Below are 23,108 nucleotides of genomic sequence, written 5' to 3' on the forward strand. Positions count from 1 at the left end.
ACCGCACCCTCCTTACCCCATAGGTAATCGCTCTCCCCCAGCCTCCCGAGCCACACTGATGCACGACCGCCCCACCGCAGCCCGCATCACAGAGAGCAGGAGAGCATCATGAGCACCGTCACCCCCGCCACCACCCCCGCCACCACCGACACCACCCGGGCCGTCGTCGATGAGCTGCTCCGGCGGATCGCCGACGGAGACCCGGAGCGCATCGCGGAGTTGTACGCGGACGGGGCGGACTGGGCGCTGGACTGGCCGGCGGAGGACCTGGGGCGGGCGAAGACGCCGTGGATCCGGGAGCGGTCGAGCCGGGCGGACGCGGCGGCGCACTACCGGGAGATCGGGGCGCACCACGTGCCCGAGGAGGCGGACACACGGATCGAGCGGGTGCTCGTCGACGGGGCGGACGCGGTCGTAACCGGCGAGTTGCGGCTGACGGCCCGGCCTACGGGGCGGCGCTACCGGGCGCGGTTCGCGCTGCATCTGACGGTCGAGGACGGGCTGGTGACGCGGCATCACGTCTACGAGGACAGCCTGGCCGTCGCCCGGGCGTTCACCGCCTGAGGCGGGCCGCCCGGGTCCGCTGCAGGGCCGCGACCTGGCGGTACAGCTCCGCCGCCTCCGCCGTGCGGCCGAGCTGCTGGAGGCAGCGGGCCTCGTCGTTGCGGCTGGCGAGCGCGTCGGGGTGGTCCGCGCCCAGGACGCGCTGGCGCGCCTGGGCGACGTCGCGGTAGACGGCCAGGGCGTCCGTCCAGCGGCCGAGCCAGCCGAGGCCGACGGCCACCTCGCGGCGGCTGACGAGGGTGTCGGGATGGTCGGCGCCGAGCACGCGGGCGCGGATGGCGCAGACGTCGCGGGCCTCGGCGAGGGCCTCCTCCCACCGGCCGAGGCGCCCGAGGTTGACGCCCATGCCGTGCCGGGCGCGGAGGGTGTCGGGGTGGGCGGGGCCCTGGACGCGGGTGCGGTCCTCGATCAGCGCGCGGTACAGCTCCAGCGCCTCCGTGCTGCGCCCGAGGCGGCCCAGGCAGATGCCCGCCTCGTAGCGGGCGGCCAGGGTGTCCGGGTGGTCCGGGCCGAGGACGCGGGTGCGGGCCGCCGCCACCTCGCGGTACGTGCGGAGGGCGTCGCTCCACCGGTCGAGCTGGCCGAGCGTGTAGGCGACCTCGTAGCGGGTGACGAGGGTGTCGGGATGGTCCCCGCCCAGCACCCGGGCCCGCGCGGCGGCCACGTCGTGCGCCATGCGGTACGCCTCCTCCAGCAGGCCCAGTCTGCCGAGGCTGAAGGCGAGGTTGTGGCCGCAGCGGAGGGTGTCGGGGTGGTCGGGGCCCATGATGCGTTCGCGGGCCGCCAGGACGTCCGCGTACACCTCCCGGGCTTCGAAGTGGCGGCCGAGCCGGCCGAGGACGTACGCCGTCTCCTGCCGGGCCGCGAGCGTGTCGGGGTGGTCGGGGCCGAGGGTGCGGGAGCGGGCGGAGGCGGTACGGGCGAACTCGCGGAGCGCCTCCTCCGGGCGGCCGAGCCGGCTGAGCGAGAACGCGACCTCGTAGCGGCTGGCGAGCGTGTCGGGGTGGTCGGGGCCGAGCAGCCGCTCGCGTTCGGCGAGCACGGCGCGGTGCGTCTCGTCCGCCTCCGCCCAGCGTCCGGCGCGGCCGAGGCGGAGGCCGCCGCTGTGCCGGGCGGCGAGTTCGTCCAGCACGTCCGGGGGGACGGGGACGGGTGCCGTCGGGGACGGGCGTTCCGTCCCGGCGGAACCCGTGGTGCCGTCGGCGGAGAGGAACGCTCCCGAGCCGGCGGAGGACCGGCGCGGGTCGGCGCCCGGCTCCCACGCCGGAGCGGTGGGCCCGCGACGGCCCGTGCCGCCCGCTCCGCCCTTCCGGCCGCTCCCGGGGACCGTCCAGGCGCCGGTCAGCACGGCGGAGGGGTCCGGCGGGAGCGCCGTGGCACCGGTGCCGGCGGCCTTCGAGCCGGTGGTCATGTGCCGCGCCCAGGCCGGGAGCCGGGGCGGCGGTTCGGACAGGAGGCGCGGGTGGGAGGGGGAGGGGGCAGCGCCGAGGGTGGAGGAAGTGCCGCGCGTGGGGACGGCGCCAGGAGTGGAGGAAGTGCCGCGAGCGGAGGAAGCGCTGCCGCCGGTGTACGAGGTGTCGGCGGTGTACGAGGGGGCTGCGGTGTACGGGGTGTCAGCGGTGTACGAAGGGGCGGCCGGGTACGAGGCGTCGGCGACGTACGCGATGCCGCCCGCGCGCGGTCCGGGCCGCGCGCCGGTCAGCCGCCGGACCAGCTCCGCCGCGTCGTCGGGACGGTCGTCGGGCTCCTTGGCGAGCAGGTCGAGGACGACGTCCTCGAACGCCGGCGGCAGCTCCGGGCGGAGGTCGCGCGGGGGCGTGGGCGGGGTGTCGCGGTGGCCGACGAGGACCGCCCAGGCGTCGTCCATGTCGAACGGCGGGGTGCCGGTGGCGATCTCGTACAGCACGCAGCCCAGCGAGTACAGGTCGCTCCGGTGGTCGACGCCGCCTCCGCCGATCTGCTCGGGCGACATGTAGTGCGGGGTGCCCATGGCGATGCCGGTCCCCGTCAGCCGGGCCGTGAAGCCGATGTCGTGGCCCAGGCGCGCTATGCCGAAGTCGCATATCTTCACCGTGCCGTCGGTCAGCCGCATGATGTTGGCCGGTTTGAGGTCGCGGTGGACGATGCCCTGCCGGTGGGTGTACGCGAGGGCGGCGCCGACCTGTTCGGCGATGTCGACGACCTCGGGGACGGGGAGCGGGTGCTGCTTGTTGTCCTCCAGGAGCTGGCTGAGGTTGCGCCCGTCGAGGAGCTCCATCACCAGGTACAGGACGCCGTCGCTCTCGCCGAAATCGTGGACGACGGTGATGCCGCGGTGCTGGAGCGCCGCCGCGACGCGGGCCTCGCGGCGGAAGCGCTCCCGGAGCACCCGAAGGTAGGACGGTTCGTGCCGCGGTCCCAGCGGTTTGAGGCATTTGACGGCCACGTGCCGGCCCAGGGACTCGTCACGGGCGCGCCACACCTCTCCCATGCCGCCCCGCCCGATCCGGTCGAGCAGCTGGTACCGGCCCTGGATCAGCCTGGTCTCCGCCATCCCCGCCCCGCCGCCCCCGTCGTTGCCTCCGCGCCGCCCCCGGCCTCCTCCAAGTATGGCGGGCTCCCCCAGCCGCTTGTAGGGCGACGGCACCGGGGCGGTGCCGCCGCCGTGGGGAACCGGCTCACCCGGCCCGGCTCTCCGCGCCCTCGGGCAGCGGGAACATCGGGGCCCACATCGTCGCGAGGGTGCCGCCGGTCCACCAGAGGACGCCGGTGAACGCCTCCACCGAACGGCCCGGCCCGTCCCTCCCGGGCTCGCGGGGGCCGGGAAAGACCGAGGGCCCGCCGGCTCCGGGAAGGAGCGGGCGGGCCCTCGGGGGCTCGGCGGGTGGCGGTCAGCGCGCCGCGTGCCTGCGGTGCCGGCCGGGGCGGCGCGGGCCGCCCGGGCCCGGTACGGCGGCGTGGCCGCCCTCGCGGGCCTCCAGCTCGGCGCGCTCCTGCTCCAGGCCGAAGCGGCCGAGCAGCGGCAGCCGGTCCACCCGCGGGAGGATCCAGACGTGCCAGATGCCCGTCACGAAGAAGATCGCCGACCCGGCGACCAGGACCGAGCCGAAGGTGTCGGTCGGGTAGTGGGCGCCGATGTACATCCGGGAGAAGGCGACCAGCAGCACCGCGAGGGCGCCGCAGACCGCGACGGTGCGGCGGTGGCGGGACTCGCGGAAGAGGAAGTACACGGCGACGGCCACCGCGACGGTGAAGGCCGTGTGGCCGCTGGGGAAGCTGTTGGAGCCGATCTCCGGGTCGAGGGAGAACTGCCGCGGCGGCCGGTCGCGGGCCACGAGGGCCTTGGCGATCTGGGTGCTGTTCCAGCCGACCGCCACCACGAGGAACGTGGCGACGGCCTGGATCGGCCGCCGCCGGGCGATCAGCAGCCAGCCGGTCCACAGCGCGAGGATGATCACGCCCGCGACGGGCGAGGCGAGGTAGCTCACGCCCTCCATCACGTCGTTCAGCCAGCCGGTGCGGGTGTTCGTCTGGATGGTGCGGTCCAGGTCCAGGTCGTGCGGCTGGATCAGCGACGTGTGCGCGGCGGTCAGGCCGAGCACGATCGCTGCCACGAACAACAGGACGGAATTGCGCAACCAGTGGCGCACGTAGGGCATGGGTGGGGCGTCCTTCGTATCGGCATGGCGGCGCCGGGGGCGGCAGCACGCGCTTGATGACGAGTACGTGCCGCATGCTCCGGGATGACCGGTGCGGCCGTACTACAAAAACTACACGTGCGGACGGGTGTCTCCCCAAGCGCGGCCGTCACACCGGGGTTCGTCGACCGCCGTGTGTGACCGGCGCGTCGCCCTGCGCTGTCGGACCGCCTGGCCCCGCGCGCCGCCCCGGCGACAGTGGATCATGGTCGGCCTAGACTCCCGCGGATGGAGCGCACGAGGAAGTGGCGGCCCGGCCGCCGGGCGGTCGTCCGGGCCGGCTGCGGTGCTGCCGGGGCGGGAGTGGTGGCGGCGGGGGCCGCGGCGCTGCCGGGCGCCGGGGGGACGGCGGTCGCCACGATGGCCGTGTCGGCCCTGCTCACCCTGGCGGCGACGGGCTGGTGGCCCCGCGACGCGCGCCGGCTGGCCCGGACGGCGGTGGCCGTGGCGGCGGTGTGCGGACTGGGCACCGTATGCGCCGGGCCCGGTGCGGCCGTCGAAGGGTCCGTCGCGATCGAGCTGGCGCTCGTCGAGTACGTGTCCGGGACCTGGCTCGTCCTCCTCGTCACCCGGGCGCTTCCGCTCCGGCGGTCGGCCGGGCTCTGGCTGCTACTGGGGGCGGCCGTGTCCACGCTGCTGCTGCGGGTGGGCGCCTACGACGGGGCGCTGGAGGCCGCCGGGCAGTCCGTGTTCCTGTCGGCCGGCCCGCTGACCGCCGGCGCGCTCGGCACCGCCCTGTACACCGCGCGGGAGCGGCGGGCGTACGGCATACGGGAGGCCCGGCGGGCCCAGCGGCTCGAACTCGCCGCCGATCTCCACGACTTCGTGGCCCACGACGTCTCCGGCATCGTCGCCCTCACGCAGGCCGCGCGGGTCGTGCACGAGGCGCGGCCGGATCAGGTCCCGGCGCTGCTCCGGCAGATCGAGGAGGCCGGGGTGCGGGCGTTGGGAGCCATGGACCGTACGGTGCACATGCTGCGCGACGGGGACGGGCGGCTTTCCGCCGCCGGCCCCGGCGTGGACGCGCCGGTGGCCGACGACGCCGGTGCCCGGGCGGCCGCGTACGGGCTGGACGACGTGCCGGGGGTCGTGGACCGGTTCCGGGCGTCCGGCACGGCGGATGTCCGGCTGACCGACCGACTGCCGCCCGGGCGGCGGGCGGACGTGCCGCGCGAGGTCGCGGCGACCGTGCACCGCGTCGTCGTCGAGGCGCTGACCAATGTGCGGCGGCACGCTCCCGGTGCGGAGCGGGTGCGGGTCGTCCTGTCCTGCGGGGACGGCGGGTCCCGCGGGTCCGCCGGGTCCCGCGGGTCCGCCGGGTCCCGCGAGGACGGCATGGCGGGGCCGTCACTGTCCGTCGCGGTGACGGACTCCGGGCGCGGCGCGGCCGGGGCACGTGCGGGCCGGCCGTTGGCCGGTGAGCGGCGGGGTGGGTTGGGGCTGGCGGGGCTTGCCGAGCGGGTGGAGGCGTTGGGTGGGGTGTTGACGGCGGGGGCTTGCGGTGAGGGTGAGGGATGGGAGGTGCGGGCGGAGTTTCCGTTGCGGCGGTGAACGGGTTGTGGTGTGGCGGGTTTGCAGTGTGGAGGGGGTTGCCCCGGTACCTCCCCCAGGGGGCACCCCCATTCACCGCTTCTCGCGGGGCCGGGCCCGCACCCCGTGCGTCCGGCGGCCCATGTGATGCGCCGGGCGCCCGCGCGGGCGCGGCCGGGCGCGGGGGCCGCTCTTGTCCCCGTCCCTCCCCGGCGCCGTCACCCGCCGGGCCGGGCCCCACGCCCTCGTACGGCCACCGCCCTGGAGCGACGCGCCAGGCGCACGCACGGCCGCGCCGCGCCGGGGACGCTCCCGCCCCCTGCCAGGCCGGGCCGCTCGTCGCCCCGAGCGCCCGCCGCGTGCGGACGCGCGACACACGAGGGCGGCTCCCACCAGGGGAGCCGCCCGCCGCGTGTCGTCGCCTTCCGGTCGGCGCTCGTTCAGGCGCGTGCGCAGTGGGCGCACGCCCCGCGGCGGCGGAGGTGGTAGGCGAGGGTCGCGGCGCCGAGGGCCAGGCCCCAGACCGTCCAGAGGATGCCGGGACCGTTGGCACCCCACATCTCGGCGGTGACGGTACGGGCGTTCATCAGGCCGCCGGGCACGAGGACGAGGGCCACGACGGTGGCGGGGACGACGGCCGTGAGGGGGTGGACGCGCTTGCCCGCCTTCCACCACACCCAGCGGGGCCAGACCTCGCCCCAGCGGCTGACGAGGCCGTGGGTGAGGAGGCCGCCGGCGGTGGAGAGGAGGCCGAGGCCGAGGCCGATCTCCAGCATGCCGGGGGTGTCCCGCATGTCCTCCAGGAACTCCCGGGTGATGCCGAGGGGCCAGCCGAAGTACCAGGCGAGGCGGGTGAAGTCGTAGGGGACGGAGGACAGGGCGGCCGTGTACACCGCCCACCGGCCCCAGCGGCGCGTGGCCTCCGGTGTCGTCCAGCGGGCGGCGCCGTGCCGGCCCCGGCCGCAGGCCGTGCAGCGGTGCGCGGTGCGCCACTGGTAGGCGAGGGTGGCGGCGGCCCACAGCAGGCCCCCGACGAAGACGATGATCAGGTTGCCCCGGTGCCAGTAGAGGATGTCACCGATCCCGTCCTGCGGGCCGGGGACGCCCGTGAAGGCGAACACCACCAGCAGCGGCGCGAAGACCAGCAGTCCCAGGAGGGAGTAGTCGGGGACGGCGAAGGCCAGCACGCAGGCGGACGTCCACCCGTAGGCGAGCAGCCAGGTCCTGGCCCGGCCCTTGCCCACGCCCCGGGCCATCAGGACGCCCGCGACGACGCCCGCCGCCCCGACCGCCGCGATCACCGGTCCGACGGTCTCCGCCCGGCTGGGTTCCAGCAGGGAGGCGGAGGCGCGGTCGTTCACGACCTTGGCGAAGGGGTAACCGGCGCCGCCCGCCGCCCAGTAGAGGCCCGCGGCGCCGTACAGCAGGGACCACAGGGCCGCCAGGCAGCCGGACCAGACCGGCCACCGCGTCCGCCACCGGCCCCGGGATGCCCCCGGCGGCGGCGCGGTCACGCCGTCCCGGACCGGTTCCGTGGTGGTCATCCGTGTGCTCATGGCGGTCCGTCTCCTCATCCCGGCCGGTGGTCCCGTCCACCGGCGCGGTGACCACCCTCCCGTCCGGGGCCGCCCCGCCACATCTGCCGATCGGCAGACTCCGGGCGCCCGCCGCCCGGCCCGGGGTATGCCGCGCGGCGGAGGGCCGCTACCGTGACGATCATGAGCACCCGCATACTCCTCGCCGACGACCAGGAAGCGGTCCGCATCGGCTTCCGGCTGATCCTCGACTCGCAGCCGGACATGGAGGTCGTCGGTGAGGCCGCGGACGGGCGGCAGGCCGTCGAACTGGCCGGCCGGCTGCGGCCGGACGTCGTCCTGGCGGACATCCGGATGCCGCGGCTGGACGGCCTGGAGGTCACCCGGCTGCTGGCGGGCCCGGACGTGCCGGATCCGCTGCGGGTGGTCGTAGTGACGACGTTCGACCTCGACGAGTACGTCCACACCGCCCTCCGCAACGGGGCCTGCGGCTTCCTGCTCAAGCGGTCGAGCCCGGCGCTGCTGGTGGAGGCCGTCCGGGCGGCGATGGCCGGGGACGCCATGGTCAGCCCGTCGGTGACGGTCCGTCTGCTGCGGCAGCTGCGGGCGCCCGAGCCGCCGCGCGCGGAGCCGCCCGCCGAGCCGCTGACCGAACGCGAGGCGGAGATCGCCCGGTTCGTGGCCAAGGGCCTGACGAACGCCGAGATCGGCGCCGAACTCTTCATCTCCCCCGGCACGGTGAAGACACACCTCGCCCATGTCCAGCGCAAGCTCGGCGTCCGCAACCGGGTCGGGATCGCCGCCTGGGCGTGGGACAACCGGGCGGCTTCCTGACCGTCCCGGCCGTCCGCGCACCCAGGCCAGGAGCGGGGTTCAGTCCGTCGCGGCCGCGGCCCGCAGGACGCTCGCCCCGAGCCGGTGGTTCTCCGGCGCTCCTCCGCCGCCCCCGAAGGCGAACCGCCGCCGGGTGTAGGCGTACGCGATGCCGCTGCCCGGGTCGGCGAAGGACTGGGCGCCCACGGCGCCGCTGTGCCCGAAGGCGTCCGCCCCGAGGAACGGGTACCGGCGGCCCTGCGCCTCGAAGCCGAGCCCGAAGTGGTCGCGTTCCCCGGTCACCAGGTCGACGCCCGGCGTGTGCAGCCGGGCGAACTCGGCGACGGTCTCCGGCCGCAGGAGCGGCGGACGGTCGTCCAGGACGCCGATGGCCGCCGCGTACATCGCCGCCAGTCCGCGGGCCGAGCCCACGCCACCGGTCGAGGCCGGGCCCAGCGCCCGCACGGCGCGGGTGTTGGCGAAGTCCACCAGGTCCGTCGGGGGGTCGGCGTCGAGGTTGAACGCGACGGCGGCGACGCTCCCGGGCGCGGGGGCCGGCGCCTCGTCCTGGCCCGGGGTGCGGCGCACCGGCTGGACCGGGAGGTAGCGCGGTTCCAGGGCCTCGGGCAGGCCCAGGTGGAAGTCCAGCCCGAACGGGACGCGCACCCACTCCTCGTAGAGCTCCTGGATCGACCGTCCGGTGGTCCGGCGCACCACCTCGCCGGTGAGCGCGCCGATCACGAAGCCGTGGTAGCCGTAGGCCGTACCGGGCGTACGGTTTCTGGCCCGCCAGCCGCGCGGCGAGCAGCCGGTCGTCGGCCAGTTCGGCGAGGGTGAGGCCGCCGTCCACGCCGACGACCCCGGCCTGGTGGGCGAGGAGCCGGCGCAGGGTGACGGACTCCTTGCCCGCGGCGCCGAATTCGGGCCAGTAGTGGGCGACCGTGCGGTCGAGGTCCAGGACACCGTCCTGCACCAGCATGGCGACGATCAGGTGGGCCGCGCCCTTGGCCGAGGAGTACAGGCCGAACAGCGAGTCCCCCGACGCCTCCGGCCCGCCCCACAGGTCGACGACGCGGTGTCCTCGCCGGTGGACGGTCAACTGGGCGTCGAGCCCGGCGGGTTCGCCGGCCAGGACGGCGGCGAACTCGTCCCGGACCTCCTCGTAGCCTTGCGCGACCGTTCCCCGTACGTCGATCCCGCCGGTCACCGGCATGGCTGTCCTCCTTGTGTCCGCATGCCCGCGGACGACCCGCGGCGGTCCCAGCATCACCGAGCGGGAGGAAAAACAGGCAACCATGCCGGTTTTTATGTCAGAGAGCGGTGCGCCGCGGGGTGCGCGTCGCTCCGGACGGGCCGTCAGCTGTCGACGGTCGCCTTCGCTCCCGCGATGCGGAGCAGCCGTGCCATGACCCCGGGCAGCTCCTCCGCCCGGCCGCTGCCGGCGGCCCGCCAGGCGACGTGGGCGTCGGGGCGGACGAGGACGCAGCCGTCCGGGCCGACCTCCCGGACGCGCGCCCACTGGCCGTACGGGTCGCGCAGGTCCTCCGGGGAGCCGATGACGCGGACCGTCACCTCGGCGCCCGTCAGGCGCGCGGCCTCGCGGGCGGCGGCGTGCCAGCGTTTGCCGCCGGGGCCCGTGAGCAGGACGAAAGCGCCGCGCCCCACGACGTCGAGGGTGGAGAGGGCCCGCCGGCCGTCCTCCAGCCAGGCATGCGGGAGGTGTGCGCCGGGCCAGGTGGTGGGCCGGTAGTAGAGCTCGGGATCGCGGTCGGCGTCCGGTTCGGGGGTGTCCGGGACGGTGGCGCCGTCCCGGTAGCGGTAGCCGAGTTCGACGCCGTGCGCGTTGACCTGGTAGTTCATCCGGCGGGTGGCGGCGGTCAGGGCCGCCGTGCGGGCCCGGGCCTCCTCCGTGTCGTCGTGCAGCGACTCCAGGATGCGCCGCTGCTCGTCCGCGCTCTGCCCCTCGGCGAAGCCCAGCGCCTCGGGGACGGCCAGCAGGTCGGCCATGCTGCGGAAGGCGCGGTCGACGACCTGCTGTCCGACCGGGTGCCGTTCGCTGTGGTACGTGTCCAGCAGCCCGGGTCCGGCCGGTCCGTCGAGGACGAGTTTGAGCTTCCAGCAGAGGTTGAACGAGTCGGCGACCGCCGAGTTGAGGCCGAGCCCGTTGGTGGGCGGCCCCTGGTGGACGGCGTCGCCGACGCAGAACACCCGCCCGGCTCCGTACCGTTCGGCGACCGTGCCGTTGACGTCCCAGGGCGAGACGTCCTTGATGCGGACGGTGACGGAGTCGTCGCCGATGCTCTCCAGGATCCGGGCCCGGATCGCCTCGTGGTCGCCGGGGTCGAGGGGCGCGTCCGGGTGCGGGAAGGTGAGGAAGACCCACTCGTCCCAGGGGCGGACGCTGACGAAGACGCGGCCGTCGGTCGGGGGCCGGCCGGGGACGGCGCCGACGTAGAGGATGCCGGGCCGGTGGGCGGCGTAGCGGCTCAGGTCGGCCTCGAACCAGACGGAGACGGCCCGGGCGACGCCCTGCGCGCCGGTGAGGCCGAGGTCGAGCTGCCGCAGGACGCCGCTGCGGGCGCCGTCCGCGCCGATGAGGTAGTCGGCGCGGACGGTGTACTCGCGGCCGGTCCCCCGGTCGCGGACGAGGGCGGTGACGCCCTTCTCGTCCTGCGTCAGGGACAGGAACTCCTGCCCGAACCGGAGCTCGCCGACGCCGGCCTCCTCGACCGCCTCGACGAGGATCGGTTCCAGCAGGTGCTGCGGCAGGTTGCACATCAGGGCGGGGCTGGCCGCCCGGTAGTCCCCGATCCGGTCCGGCCCGTTGCCGTACGCGTCGAGCCGGGCGACCTCGGGGCCGGTGAAGGTGGACATGAACACGTGGTTGGCGAGGAGTTCGGGCGGGGTGGCCCGGTCCAGGACCCGCCGTTCGACGCCGAGGTCGCGGAAGATCTCGCCGGTGCGCTGGTTGAGCAGGTGGGCGCGGGGCGTGTGCGCGGTGCCGCGGTGCTTGTTGACGAGGAGGTGGCGGACGCCGTACCGGGAGAGCGCGAGGGACGCGGCGAGGCCGGCCGGGCCGCCGCCCACGACCAGGACCGGCACCCGGACGTCGGCGGCGTCCCCGCCGGGGTCAGAGGCCGGCATCCGTGCTCCCTCCGGCCTTGCGGGCGTACCCGGCGTAGATGACGGAGATGTCGGTGCTGGTGCCGAGCCGGAACTCGCGGCCGAGTTCGCCGTACGAGATGTGACCGCGCGCCCGGCGGCGGAGCAGCCGCAGCACCTCCAGCCGGCCGCGGCTGGAGGAGAAGCCGACCTGGCCCTTGTTGCGCAGGCCGTGCCGGCCGAAGATCCGGTAGAGCTCGTCGGGCTTGATGAACTGCCGCCAGACGTGCAGGTCCTTCTCGGCCCAGCTGACGGACGGCCAGTCCTGAGCCATCTTCACCATGACCAGCCAGGAGGCGAAGGTCCGGTTGATGGTGTCGTAGAGGTAGTGGCCGCCGGGCCGCAGCACGCGGGACGCCTCGGCGACCGCGCGGTCGACGTCGGTGACGTGCTCCAGGGTGTCACAGCAGTAGACGAGGTCGAAACTCCCGTCGGGGAAGGGCAGTTCCTCGGCCGTGCCCTGCCGGTAGGTGATGTCCAGGCCCTGCTCCTTCGCGTGCCGGGCGGCCGCGTCCAAGGACGGCTGGGACGGGTCGATGCCGGTGACGCGACAGCCGGCCCGGGTGAACTCCTCGGCGAGCAGGCCGCCGCCGCAGCCGATGTCGAGGACGTTCAGCCCGTCGAGGTCCATCCGCAGCCGGCGCGTGAGGACGTCGTGGAAATAGGCGAAGCGGGCGGGGGTGAACTCCTGGAGGGTGGCGAACGGGCGGTCGTCGCGCCACCAGGAGTCCGGGCGGTCGTAGACCGCGTTGTTGACCTTCACGGGTGCGTCCTTCATGGGGCTTCCTTACGGGTCGGGGGGGGTGACGGTCGGGAGGGGTCAGGTCAGCTTGACGACCGGGCGCCGGACGTCCAGCCAGACGGCCAGGTCGAGGACGCGCTCGAACGCGTCGCGCGCGTCGCGCCGGACGGCCTCGGGCGCGCCGTGGGCGGCCTCGCGGAGGGCGGCGCCGTCGAAGAAGCCGACGGCCTGGTGGTCCTCGGCCAGCAGCTCGGAGACCTGCGCCTGGAGGGCGGAGACGTAGCCGAGCTCCTGCGTCCGGGGGTAGAGGGCCTTGACGCGCTCGACGACGGAGCGCGGCAGGACGTCGGCGGTGGCGGCTCGGAGCAGGCTCTTCTCGCGGCCGTCGTGGGTCTTCATGGCCCACGGGGTGTTGTAGACGTACTCGACGATCCGATGGTCGCAGAAGGGGACGCGGACCTCCAGGCCGACGGCCATGCTCATGCGGTCCTTGCGGTCCAGGAGCATGGGCAGCAGGCTCGTCAGGTGCACGTGGCAGAACTCGCGCATGCGGCGCTCGTGCGCGTCCTCCCCCGGCACCTCCGGGACCGCGGCCACGGAGTCGGCGTACCGCTGGGCCCAGTAGCCGGGCACGTCCAGGGTGTGCAGCAGCAGATCGGGGTCGATGAGCTTGGTGGGGTGGCCGGAGGGGTCGAGGGAGGAGGCCGTGACCCAGGGGAACATGGGCTGTTCCTGGACGGCCGGGATGTGGAACCAGGGGTAGCCGCCGAAGACCTCGTCGGCGGACTCGCCGGAGAGGGCGACGGTGGAGTGCTCGCGGATCGCCTTGAACAGCAGGTAGAGGGAGTTGTCGGCCTCCCCGAAGCCGAACGGCAGGTCGCGGGCGGCGACGACGGCCCGGCGCACGGCGGGGTCGGCGAGCTGCCGGTGGTCGAGGCGGATGTCCTGGTGGACGGTGCCGACGTGGCGGACGACGTCCCGGGCGAAGGGGGCGTCCTGGGTGTCGTGGAGGTCGTCGGGGGCGAACTCCGCGCTCTGGACGAAGTCGACGGTGAAGGTGCGGGCCTGCTTGCCCCGCGTGGCGAGGTGGCGGCCGGCCAGGGCGGTGAGCGCGCTGGAGTCGAGGCCGCCGGAGAGCAGGACGCACTGCGGCACGTCGGCGACGAGCTGGCGGGCGACGGTGTCGTCCAGCAGTTCGCGGATCCGGCGGACGGTGGTCTCCGTGTCGTCCTGGTGCTCCTTCGCCTCCAGCGTCCAGTAGACGTGCTCGCGCACGCCGCCGCGGTCGACGGTGACGACGGTGCCGGGGCGCACCTCGCGCAGGTTCGCCCAGACCGACCGGCCGGGGGTCTTGACGAAGCCGAACAGCTCGCGGAAGCCGTCGGTGTCGACGACTGGTTCGACGAGCGGGTGCGCGAGCACGGTCTTGGCCTCGGAGCCGAAGACCACGCCGTCCTTGGTGAGGTGGTAGTGGAGCGGCTTGATGCCGAGCCGGTCGCGGAGCAGGACGAGCCGTTCGGTGCGTCCGTCCCAAATGCCCAGGGCGTACATGCCGTTGAGCCGGTCGGCGACGCCGGGGCCCCACTCCAGGTAGCCGCGGAGGACCACCTCGGTGTCGCTGGCCGTGCGGAACTCATGGCCCCGGCGCCGGAGTTCGTCGCGGAGCTCGGTGTAGTTGTACGCCTCGCCGCTGTAGGTGAGGACGACCGGGCCGTCGTCCGTCTCGGCGACCATGGGCTGGACGCCGCCCTCCAGGTCGATGACGGACAGCCGGCGGTGGCCGAGCGCGGCGTGCCGGGACAGCCAGGCGCCCTCGGCGTCGGGGCCGCGGCAGACCATCGTGTCGTTCATGGCCCGCAGCACGGGCCCTTCGCCCTCCAGGTCGCGCTGGAAGGAGATCCAGCCTGCGATACCGCACATGGTTGCCCAGCCCTCGTTTCCGGTCGTTCGGTGTCGGTTTTCGGTCTTCGGTTGTCGTTCGGTGCGGGTGCCGGAGCCCTGCTTCCCGTGCCGGGCTCCGGCGGGCCCGGCTCAGCGCCGGGTGGTCATGTACGTGCGCAGTCCGTCGATGTGCGACCGGCCCGTCGGCGCGAAGAAGAACCGGTCGAGTGCGTGCCGTACGAGCGGGAGGCTCCAGGGGGCGCGCAGTTCGGCGGCCCACCGCCAGCGCAGCCGGGAGCCGTGCGGGGTGGGCTCGACCTCGTAGTCCTCGACCAGCCGCCGGAAGATCGGACGGGAGGCCGCGGTCCCGGTGAAGGTCTTGCGGCGGCCGTCCTCCCAGCGGTAGAAGCGCTCCTTGAGGACGAAGTCGCCGCTCATGCTGATCTCGCGGGTGGTGCCGACGCCGAAGGGCCGTTCGGAGGTCCAGGTCAGCTTCTCCATGCCCCGGGTCCAGCTCGACGCCTCGTCGCCGGTCAGCACCGCCCAGGTTTCCTCGGGCGGGAAGGGCAGGTCGACGGTGCGGGTGTGGCGCATGGGCGCCGAGGTGAGGAAGGCGTCGCCCGCCTCCAGGATGGGGTACCAGCGGTGTGCCATGGCCGTGTCCCCCGCGCTCAGGCGGTCGTGCGGGCGCGCCAGAGGCCGACGCAGCCGCGCACGACGAGGTCGTGGTCGGTGAAGTGCTCGGTGAGCTGGTCGCGCAGATCCTCCAGGCTGTCCTCCTGGTTGTGGAAGACCCCCTTGGCGTTGAGCTTGTCCATCAGCGAGCGGCCGGCGCGGGTGACCGGGACGCCCTGGGAGAGGATCGTGCTGCCGAACACGTACCCGCCGGGCTTCACGGCCCGCGCCGCGTGGCGGAACGCTATGCCCTTCTCGCGCAGGCTGCCGGGGATGCAGTGCAGCAGGAAGCTGAGGGCGACCGAGTCGTAGGAGGCGTCGGGCACGGGCAGCGGTTCGAGGGCGTTGCCCTGGATCTGGGTGACGCGGTAGCGCTTCAGACGGCGGGCGGTGAAGGCGAGGGTGCTGGGGTTGAGGTCGACGAGGGTGATGTCCGGGTCGGAGGTGGGGAACGGGCAGTTGTCGAGCAGGTAGCCGGTGCCGACCCCGACCTCCAGGTGCTTCTCGCCGGCGCAGGTGGCGTACATCCGGTGGAAGTTGCGCGGCGAGCAGCGCCAGAACAGGGGCGCGCTGCCGCGGAAGACGACCAGGTCGTAGAAGGTGAGCGCGCGCCGGTGGTAGGCGGACTGGCCGTCGAGGACGTCCTGGTCGACGGGTTCCGGCCGGCGGACCTGATCGATGCTCATGGGTGCGGTGTCCTTCGCTGTTGTCGGTGGTGCGGGTGTGTGGTGGTCGTGGGGTGTGCGGGGTGGTCGTACGCCGGACACGGTGCGTCCCGTGGGGCGACGCCGCCGTGCGGTGTGGCGCGGCGGCTCAGCGGCGCTGCGGTGGCTCGGCGGCGTTCGGACCGGTCGCGTTCGGGCCGGTGCCGCTGGGACCGGCGGCGCCCGGCCCGGCGCCGGCCAGTCCGGCGGCGTTCGGACCGATGCCGGTCGGACCGGCGGTGTACGAGCCGACGGCGTCCGCGTCGGCGAGCCGATCCAGGACGGTACGCACGGTGCCGGCGGCATGCTCGCCGATCAGGCCGAAGTGGTCGCCGGGTACCTCGGCGGTGGCGTCCGCCGCGGGCCAGGCGGCCTGCCACCGGCCCTCCGGGAAGGCGGCCAGCGGCGCGGCGGCCCGCAGGTGCAGGACCGGAGTGGCGAGCGGCTCCGGCCGCCAGTCGGTGAACAGCCGGTCGTAGCCGCCCATGGCCGTCAGGCAGGTGTCGTCCCAGCGGTCCTCGCCGGGGCCGAGGGAGCCGCCGCCGTCGCGCAGCCGCCGGCCGATCTCCTCCTGGATCGCGGACAGCGCCGGGCTGCCGGGGAGGTAGCTGTCGAGCAGGACGACGGCGCGGGCCGGGGTGCCGAGCGCCTCCAGCCGGGCGGCGACGGCGTGGGCGATCCACCCGCCCGCGGAGTGCCCGAGGAGGGCGAACGGGCCGTCGGGGGCGCGGCGTCGGACGTCCTCGGCGTGGTGGCCGGCGAGCGCCGCCAGGGTGTCGGGGAGGTCCTCGCCCGGGGTGAAGCCCGGAGCAGGCAGGGCCCACAGCTCGGCCGTGTCGTGGGCCGCCGCGGCGAGCCGGGCGTACTGGTGGGCCCCGGAGCGGCCGGCGAACGACGGGAAGCAGAGCAGGCGGGTGCCGGCCGGGCCCCTGGAGAGCCGCACCGGTTCCGGGCTCGCGGCCGGGCGCTCGCCGGCACCGAAGACCGGGCGGTAGCGGGAGGCGGTCCGCAGCAGCTCCTGGAAGGCCGCGAACTCGCCGAGTTCCCCGGCGCGCAGGGCCAGCGCGGCGAGGGTGCCGTCGCCGGTCTCCTGCTCGGTGGCGGCCGGCTCGTCCTCCAGGGCGGCCAGCAGGTGGGCGGCGAGCGCCTTGAGGGTGGGGTGGTCGAAGACCAGCGAGGTGGACAGGGTGAGGCCGGTGGCCGTCTGGAGGGCGGCGCGGAGCTCGGCGGCGGCGAGCGAGTCGAAGCCCAGCTCGGGCAGGCCGACGCTCGCCTCCACGGCCTCCGTCGTCGGGTGGCCGAGCACGGCGGCGATGTGCGCGGCCGCCAACTCGGTGACCAGGCGTTCCCGTTCGCCGCCGGGGAGGGCCAGAAGGCGGTCCCGCAGGGACGGGCCCTCGGCGGCAGGTCCGGCGACGGCTTCGGCCGCCGCCGGAACACGGCTGCCGGTGACGGGGGTTCCCGGCATGGCGGGGGCGACGACGTCCGGCCAGTAGCGCTGCCGCTGGAACGCGTAGGTGGGCAGCTCGACGCGGCGGGCGCCGCGTGCGGCGTGGAAGCGTGCCCAGCCGGGTCCGGCCGCGCCGCGGGTCCGGGCCCGGGCCAGGGCGGTGACCAGGCTCGTCTCCTCGTCCTGGCCGCGGCGGAGCAGCGGTACGGCGGCGGTGTCACCGCCTTCGTCGCCCAGGGCGTCCCGGACCAGCGCCGAGAGGACGCCGCCGGGGCCGAGTTCGAGGAACGTCGTCACGCCGTCGGCGGCCAGCCGCCGGACGCCGTCGTGGAACCGCACCGGGCGGCGGATGTGCCGCACCCAGTAGTCCGGGGTGCACACCTCCTCCGGCTCCAGGATCTCTCCGGTCACGTTGGACACGAGGGTGACGCGGGGGGCACGGTAGTCGAGCTCGGCCGCGACGGAACGGAAGGCGTCCAGTACGTCGTCCATCAGCGGCGAGTGGAACCCGCGCGTCACGCGCAGCCGCTTGGTGCGGCGGCCTTGGGCGGCGAGCAGGTCCGCCACCCGCTCGACGGCTTCGCGCCGGCCCGATATGACGGTCGCCCGGGGCCCGTTGACGGCCGCGATCCCCACGCTTTCGTCACCGGCCAGGGCGGCGGCCACCTCGTCCTCGGCGGCCTCGACCGCGACCATGATCCCGTCCGGTGAGGAGGCCGCCATCAGCCGCCCGCGGGCGGCGACCAGGGCGCAGGCGTCCTCCAGGGAGAGCACGCCGGCCACGTGGGCGGCGGTCAGCTCGCCGATCGAATGCCCGCCGAGCCGGTCCGGGACGACGCCCCAGCCCTCCAGCAGGCGGGCGAGCGCGACGCCCGTCGCGAACAGGGCGGGCTGGGTGTACGCGGTGTCGTCGAGCAGCGCGGCGGCGGGCGCCCCCTCGTCCGCGAACAGCACGTCCCTGAGGGGCCGTTCGAGGTGCGCGTCCAGTCGGCCGCAGACCTCGTCCAGCGCCTCCGCGTAGGCCGGGAACGCCGCGTACAGCGCACGGCCGGCGCCCGGCCGCTGGCTGCCCTGCCCGGGGAAGAGGAAGGCCGTCCGGCCACCGGCGGCGACGTCGCGGACGACGTGCGGCGCCGGCGTACCGGCGGCCAGTGCCGCCAGCCCGGCGAGCAGGCCGTCGCGGTCGGCCGCGAGCACGGCGGCCCGGTGCTCCAGCGCTCCGCGCGTGGTGGCCAGGGAGTACCCGACGTCCAGGGGCGTCAGCCCCGGACGCTCGGCGACGTACGCGCGCAGCCGCTCGGCCTGGGCCCGCAGGGCCTGTTCGCCGCGGCCGGAGAGGACGCAGGGGATGGGGGCGGGTCCGTTCCCGCGCGCGTCGCGGTCAGCCGCTGTGTCCTTCGCGGGCGCGGACACACGGTCCGAGAGCACCGCTTCACCGCCGCCAGGCGCGGACGGGCCCTCGGCGGGCGCGGACACGTCCGTCGCGCGTGCGGACGCGCCATCGGCCGGCGCCGACCCGCCCCTGACGGGCGCGGACTCGTCCTGCGCGAGCACGAGCGCGTCCCCCACGGACACGGACAGACCCTCCGCACCTGCGGACGCACCATCGCCCGGCGCCGACCCGCCCACCGCGTGCGCGGTCACACCCTCTGCCGGCGCCGACCCGCCCTCCGCATACACGGACACGTCAGCCCCGGGCGCGAGCGCGCCCTCCGCCCGCTCCGGCTCCCCCACGCTGGGCGCCTGTTCCAGGATGACGTGGGCGTTGGTGCCGCTGATGCCGAAGGAGGAGACGGCCGCCCGGCGGGGGCGTCCGGGTTCGGGCCACTCCCGGGCCTCCGTGAGCAGGGCCACCGCGCCGGAGGACCAGTCCACGTGCGGGGTGGGCTCTTCGGCGTGGAGTGTTCGGGGCAGGGTGCCGTGTTCCATCGCCTTGATCATTTTGATGATGCCGGCCAGGCCCGCCGCGGCGGCGGTGTGGCCGATGTTGGACTTCACCGAGCCGAGCCAGAGCGGCCGGCCGGCGGGCCGTTCCTTGCCGTAGGCGGCGATCAGTGCCTGGGCCTCGATGGGGTCGCCGAGCGGGGTGCCGGTGCCGTGGGCGTCGACGGCGTCCACGTCGGCCGGGCCGAGGCCCGCGTTGGCCAGGGCCTGGGTGATGACGCGCTGCTGGGAGGGGCCGTTGGGGGCGGCGAGGCCGTTGCTGGCGCCGTCCTGGTTGGTGGCGGTGCCCCGGACCAGGGCGAGGACGGGATGGCCGTTGCGGCGCGCGTCGGACAGCCGCTCGACGAGGAGCAGGCCGGCGCCCTCGCCCCAGGAGGTGCCGTCGGCGGCGGCCGAGAACGCCTTGCAGCGGCCGTCGGGCGCCAGCCCGCGCTGCCGGGAGAACCCGACGAACGCCTGCGGCGTGGACAGCACGGTCACGCCGCCCGCGAGAGCCAGCGTCGACTCGCCCGAGCGCAGCGACTGGCAGGCCAGGTGCAGGGCCACCAGGGAGGAGGAGCAGGCGGTGTCCACCGTGACGGCCGGGCCCTCCAGGCCGAACGCGTAGGCCAGGCGGCCGGAGATGACGCTGGCGGCGTTGCCCGTGAGGACGTACCCCTCCAGGCCCTCCGCCGCTCCGGCGGCCAGCGCGGTGTAGTCCTGGCCGCTGGAGCCGGCGAACACGCCGGTGCGGCTGCCGCGCAGCGACGTCGGGTCGATGCCGGCCCGTTCGAACGCCTCCCAGGCGGTCTCCAGGAGCAGCCGCTGCTGGGGGTCCATGGCCAGGGCCTCGCGGGGGCTGATGCCGAACAGCGCGGGGTCGAACCGGTCGGCGCCCTCGATGAAGCCGCCTTCGCGGGTGTAGGTGGTGCCGGGGTGGGCGGGGTCGGGGTGGTAGAGGGCTTCGAGGTCCCAGCCCCGGTTGCCGGGGAACGTGGTGATCGCGTCGCGCCCGTCGGCCACCAGCCGCCACAGGTCGTCCGGGCCGGTGACGCCGCCCGGGAAGCGGCAGGCCATGCCGACGACGGCGATCGGGTCGTCGTCGGCCGCGGTGGCCGTGGCGGACGGGGCGTCCGGCGCGCCCTCGCCGAGGAGTTCGGCGAGGATCCTGCGGCTCAGCGCCTCCGGGGTCGGGTGGTCGAAGACCACCGTCGCCGGGAGCGGCAGACCCGTCGCCGCGCGCAGCCGGTTGCGGAGCTCCACGGCGGTGAGCGAGACGAAACCAATCTCGTTGAACGGCCGTCCGGGCTCGACCCGTACGTCCTGCCCGAGTACGGCGACGGCGTGCGCGGCCACCAAGTCGACGAGGACCCGGACCCGTTCGGCCTCGGGCAGTCCTTCCAGCCGCCGGCGGAGCGCGGTCGCGGCCGTGTCGGGCTCTTCCTCCGGCTCGTCCCGTGCCCCGCCCGCGCGTTCGCCGCGCTGGGACCACCAGGCCGACAGGGTCGGCAACAGCGCGTCCAGCCGGGCCAGTTCATCCGGGTCGGCGAGTTCGAGGAGGGCGGCGAGCCCGTCGTGGTCCTCGTCGGCGACGGCCGTCCAGAACCGCTCCTCCAGCGGGTCCCGGTCGCCGGGGCGCGTCTCGACCCAGTAGCCGCGCCGCTGGAAGGCGTAGGTGGGCAGCTCGGTGAGGCGGCGGGCGGCGGGCGGGAAGGCCGGGGTCCAGTCGACGGCGAGGCCGCGGGTGTGCGCCTCGGCCAGGGAGGTGAGGAAGCGGCGCCAGTCGCCCTCGTCGCGGCGGAGCGAGCCGACGGCGACGGCGGGGACGTCCGCGTCCTGCGCGGCCTCCTCGATGCCGACGGTGAGGACGGGGTGCGGGCTGCACTCGACGAACGCGCCCTGTCCCTGGGCGAGCAGGTCGCGGACGACGGGCTCGAAGCGGACGGTCTCGCGGAGGTTGCGGTACCAGTAGTCGGCGTCCAGCCCGGCGGTGTCGACGACCTCCCCGGTGAGCGTGGAGTGGAAGGGGACGGTCCCGGTGCGCGGCCGGATGCCGGCCAGGTCGGCGAGGACGCGCTCGCGGACGCGCTCGACCTGCGCGGAGTGGGAGGCGTAGTCGACGGGGACGCGCCGGGCGCGGATCTCCCGCGCCTCGCAGCGGGCCAACAGCTCGTCCAGGGCGGCGGGTTCGCCGGAGACGACGGTGGACAGCGGCCCGTTGACGGCGGCGACGGACGCCCGGTCGCCGAGGCCGTCCAGCAGCTCGGCGACGGCGTCGGCGCCGAGGGTGACGGCCACCATGCCGCCGGTGCCGGACAGGATCTCGCCGATGGCCCGGGAGCGCAGCGCGGCCACCCGGGCGCCGTCCTCCAGTGACAGCCCGCCCGCGACGCAGGCGGCCGCGATCTCGCCCTGGGAGTGCCCGACGACGCCGGCGGGCTCGACGCCCATCGACCGCCACAGCGCCGCGAGCGACACCATCACGGCCCACAGCACCGGCTGGACGACGTCGACGCGCTCCAGCCCGGGGGCGCCGGGCGCCCCGCGCAGGACGTCCGTCAGCGACCAGTCGACGAACGGCGCCAGGGCGCGCTCGCACGCCTCGGCGCTCTCCCGGAAGACCTCGCTGGTGTCGAGGAGGCCGACGGCCATGCCGGCCCACTGGGAGCCCTGGCCGGGGAAGACGAAGACCGCGCCGTCATACGTGGCGGCGGCCTCGCCGGTGACCAGGCCGGGCGCGACGCCGTCGGCCGCCAGGTCCCGTACGCCGGCGGCGAGTTCGCCGGGGCCGCCGATGACGACGGCCCGGTGGGTGAAGGCGGTCCGGCCGGTGGCCAGCGTCCAGCCGACGGCCGCCGGGTCGGCGTCCGGCCGGGCGTCGAGGTGCGCGGCGAGCCGCCCGGCCTGGGCGCGGAGGGCGCCCGCGCTCTTGGCGGACAGCGGCCAGGGCAGCACCTCCGCGTCCCCGGCGGGCGCGGCGGGCTCTTCTTCCGGCGCCTGTTCGAGGATGACGTGGGCGTTGGTGCCGCTGACCCCGAAGGAGGACACGCCGGCCCGCCGGGGGCGGCCGGTGTCCGGCCACTCCCGGCGCTCGGTCAGCAGCTCGACGGCGCCGGCCGACCAGTCGACGTGCGGCGTCGGCTCGTCGACGTGCAGGGTCCGCGGGAGGACGGCGTGCCGCAGCGCCAGCACGGTCTTGATGACGCCGGCGACGCCCGCCGCTGCCTGCGTGTGGCCGATGTTGGACTTCAACGAGCCGAGCAGGAGCGGCTGTTCGGCGGGCCGGTCCTGCCCGTACGTCGCGAGGAGCGCCTGGGCCTCGATGGGGTCGCCGAGCTTCGTGCCCGTCCCGTGCGCCTCGACGGCGTCCACGTCGCGGGCGGAGAGCCGGGCGTCGGCGAGGGCCTGCCAGATGACGCGCTGCTGGGACGGGCCGTTGGGCGCGGTGAGCCCGTTGGAGGCGCCGTCCTGGTTGACGGCCGAGCCCCGGACGAGGGCGAGGACGGGGTGCCCGTTGCGGCGCGCGTCGGAGAGCCGTTCGAGGACGAGCATGCCGACGCCCTCGCCCCAGCCCGTCCCGTCGGCGCCGGCGGCGAACGCCTTGCACCGGCCGTCGGGGGCCATCCCCCGCTGCCGGCTGAACTCGACGAACATGCCCGGCGAGGCCATGACGGCCGCGCCGCCGGCCAGGGCCACGGTGGACTCGCCGCGCCGCAGCGACTGGCAGGCCAGGTGCAGGGTCACCAGCGACGACGAGCACGCGGTGTCGACGGTGACGGCCGGGCCCTCCAGGCCGAGGACGTACGAGAGCCGGCCGGAGAGGACGCTGGCCGCGCTGCCGGAGAGCAGGTAGCCCTCGAAGTTCTCGGTGGCGCGCTGGAGGAGGGCGCCGTACTCCTGGTGGCCGGTGCCGACGAAGACGCCCGCGCGGCTGCCGCGCAGCGTCTCCGGGTCGATCCCGGCGCGTTCCAGCGCCTCCCAGGAGGTCTCCAGGAGCAGCCGCTGCTGCGGGTCCATGGCGAGGGCCTCCCGGGGGCCGATGCCGAAGAAGCCGGCGTCGAACCGGTCGGCGTCGCGCAGGAAGCCGCCTTCGCGGGCGTAGCAGGTGCCCGGGTGGTCGGGGTCCGGGTGGTAGAGCGCGTCGAGGTCCCAGCCGCGGTCGGCGGGGAACGGCTCGACGGCGTCCCGCCCCTCGTCGACCAGCCGCCACAGCTCCTCGGGGCTGCCGACGCCGCCCGGGAAGCGGCAGGCCATGCCGACGACGGCGATCGGCTCGCCGGCGACGGCCTCCAGCTCCTCCAGCCGGCGCCGGGTCTCCCCCAGGTCGGCGGTGACGCGCTTGAGGTAGTAGCGCAGTTTGTCCTCGGTGCGCTGTGGCACTCCACCACCACCGGCGGCGACGGTCTTCTCCTCGGTCCCCATGGACGCAACACCTTTCACGGTTCGACTTCG

At 75.4% G+C, this 23,108-nt stretch carries 12 protein-coding genes and 1 pseudogene; 3 read left to right on the top strand and 10 right to left on the bottom strand.

Annotation, left to right across the window (positions count from 1 at the left end; genetic code table 11):
- Positions 1-108: 108 nt before the first annotated feature.
- A complete protein-coding gene (locus tag ACH4PU_RS05925) occupies positions 109-564 on the top strand; it encodes a nuclear transport factor 2 family protein (RefSeq protein ID WP_398266625.1) in 456 nt (151 codons plus the stop codon).
- Here the strand turns inward: ACH4PU_RS05925 and ACH4PU_RS05930 are convergent.
- Positions 554-3,097, bottom strand: a complete 2,544-nt coding sequence (locus ACH4PU_RS05930; protein ID WP_398266628.1) for a tetratricopeptide repeat protein — start codon at positions 3,095-3,097, stop codon at positions 554-556. The genes ACH4PU_RS05925 and ACH4PU_RS05930 overlap by 11 nt on opposite strands.
- Before the next feature lie 337 nt (positions 3,098-3,434).
- Positions 3,435-4,202, bottom strand: coding sequence for a phosphatase PAP2 family protein (locus tag ACH4PU_RS05935; protein WP_398266631.1), 768 nt, complete (start codon positions 4,200-4,202; stop codon positions 3,435-3,437).
- Positions 4,203-4,469: 267 nt separating this feature from the next.
- Here ACH4PU_RS05935 and ACH4PU_RS05940 point away from each other — a divergent pair, with 267 nt between their 5' ends.
- Positions 4,470-5,792 carry a sensor histidine kinase gene (locus ACH4PU_RS05940; RefSeq protein WP_398266634.1) on the top strand — a complete coding sequence of 441 codons (1,323 nt, stop codon included), beginning with the start codon at positions 4,470-4,472 and terminating at the stop codon, positions 5,790-5,792.
- Positions 5,793-6,211: 419 nt separating this feature from the next.
- Here ACH4PU_RS05940 and ACH4PU_RS05945 read toward each other — a convergent pair whose 3' ends face one another.
- Positions 6,212-7,327: an NYN domain-containing protein gene (locus tag ACH4PU_RS05945; protein WP_398266637.1), complete on the bottom strand. Its 1,116-nt coding sequence runs from the start codon at positions 7,325-7,327 to the stop codon at positions 6,212-6,214.
- A gap of 162 nt (positions 7,328-7,489) precedes the next feature.
- On the opposite strand from ACH4PU_RS05945, the gene ACH4PU_RS05950 reads away from it, so the two are divergent.
- Positions 7,490-8,140, top strand: coding sequence for a response regulator (locus ACH4PU_RS05950; protein ID WP_398266640.1), 651 nt, complete (start codon positions 7,490-7,492; stop codon positions 8,138-8,140).
- Positions 8,141-8,179: 39 nt separating this feature from the next.
- Here ACH4PU_RS05950 and ACH4PU_RS05955 read toward each other — a convergent pair.
- The 7 genes and pseudogenes from ACH4PU_RS05955 to ACH4PU_RS05985 form a co-directional block, all read right to left on the bottom strand.
- Positions 8,180-9,332 (bottom strand): annotated as a pseudogene (locus ACH4PU_RS05955) (serine hydrolase domain-containing protein).
- 143 nt (positions 9,333-9,475) lie between these two features.
- Positions 9,476-11,263: an FAD-dependent monooxygenase gene (locus tag ACH4PU_RS05960; protein WP_398266643.1), complete on the bottom strand. Its 1,788-nt coding sequence runs from the start codon at positions 11,261-11,263 to the stop codon at positions 9,476-9,478.
- Positions 11,250-12,059, bottom strand: a complete 810-nt coding sequence (gene ubiG, locus ACH4PU_RS05965) for a bifunctional 2-polyprenyl-6-hydroxyphenol methylase/3-demethylubiquinol 3-O-methyltransferase UbiG (protein WP_398266646.1) — start codon at positions 12,057-12,059, stop codon at positions 11,250-11,252. The genes ACH4PU_RS05960 and ubiG overlap by 14 nt, the downstream gene beginning before the upstream one ends.
- A 42-nt stretch (positions 12,060-12,101) precedes the next feature.
- Positions 12,102-13,943: an asparagine synthase (glutamine-hydrolyzing) gene (gene asnB, locus ACH4PU_RS05970; RefSeq protein ID WP_398266649.1), complete on the bottom strand. Its 1,842-nt coding sequence runs from the start codon at positions 13,941-13,943 to the stop codon at positions 12,102-12,104.
- Between the two features lie 111 nt (positions 13,944-14,054).
- Positions 14,055-14,558, bottom strand: a complete 504-nt coding sequence (locus ACH4PU_RS05975; RefSeq protein WP_398266652.1) for an SRPBCC family protein — start codon at positions 14,556-14,558, stop codon at positions 14,055-14,057.
- Between the two features lie 17 nt (positions 14,559-14,575).
- A complete protein-coding gene (locus ACH4PU_RS05980; protein ID WP_398266655.1) occupies positions 14,576-15,265 on the bottom strand; it encodes a class I SAM-dependent methyltransferase in 690 nt (229 codons plus the stop codon).
- A gap of 127 nt (positions 15,266-15,392) precedes the next feature.
- Positions 15,393-23,078: a beta-ketoacyl synthase N-terminal-like domain-containing protein gene (locus ACH4PU_RS05985; RefSeq protein ID WP_398266658.1), complete on the bottom strand. Its 7,686-nt coding sequence runs from the start codon at positions 23,076-23,078 to the stop codon at positions 15,393-15,395.
- Between the last annotated feature and the right edge of the window lie 30 nt (positions 23,079-23,108).

This window comes from Streptomyces sp. NPDC021100 (assembly GCF_044333095.1).
GTDB lineage: Bacteria > Actinomycetota > Actinomycetes > Streptomycetales > Streptomycetaceae > Streptomyces.

Bases quoted from the DNA above. Each gene is read 5' to 3' on its own strand.
- ACH4PU_RS05985 (WP_398266658.1), bottom strand. From the start codon at position 23,078: ATGGGGACCGAGGAGAAGACCGTCGCCGCCGGTGGTGGTGGAGTGCCA.
- ACH4PU_RS05945 (WP_398266637.1), bottom strand. From the start codon at position 7,327: ATGAGCACACGGATGACCACCACGGAACCGGTCCGGGACGGCGTGACC.
- ACH4PU_RS05935 (WP_398266631.1), bottom strand. From the start codon at position 4,202: ATGCCCTACGTGCGCCACTGGTTGCGCAATTCCGTCCTGTTGTTCGTG.
- ubiG (WP_398266646.1), bottom strand. From the start codon at position 12,059: ATGAAGGACGCACCCGTGAAGGTCAACAACGCGGTCTACGACCGCCCG.
- ACH4PU_RS05960 (WP_398266643.1), bottom strand. From the start codon at position 11,263: ATGCCGGCCTCTGACCCCGGCGGGGACGCCGCCGACGTCCGGGTGCCG.
- ACH4PU_RS05980 (WP_398266655.1), bottom strand. From the start codon at position 15,265: ATGAGCATCGATCAGGTCCGCCGGCCGGAACCCGTCGACCAGGACGTC.
- ACH4PU_RS05940 (WP_398266634.1), top strand. From the start codon at position 4,470: ATGGAGCGCACGAGGAAGTGGCGGCCCGGCCGCCGGGCGGTCGTCCGG.
- ACH4PU_RS05925 (WP_398266625.1), top strand. From the start codon at position 109: ATGAGCACCGTCACCCCCGCCACCACCCCCGCCACCACCGACACCACC.
- asnB (WP_398266649.1), bottom strand. From the start codon at position 13,943: ATGTGCGGTATCGCAGGCTGGATCTCCTTCCAGCGCGACCTGGAGGGC.
- ACH4PU_RS05975 (WP_398266652.1), bottom strand. From the start codon at position 14,558: ATGGCACACCGCTGGTACCCCATCCTGGAGGCGGGCGACGCCTTCCTC.
- ACH4PU_RS05930 (WP_398266628.1), bottom strand. From the start codon at position 3,097: ATGGCGGAGACCAGGCTGATCCAGGGCCGGTACCAGCTGCTCGACCGG.
- ACH4PU_RS05950 (WP_398266640.1), top strand. From the start codon at position 7,490: ATGAGCACCCGCATACTCCTCGCCGACGACCAGGAAGCGGTCCGCATC.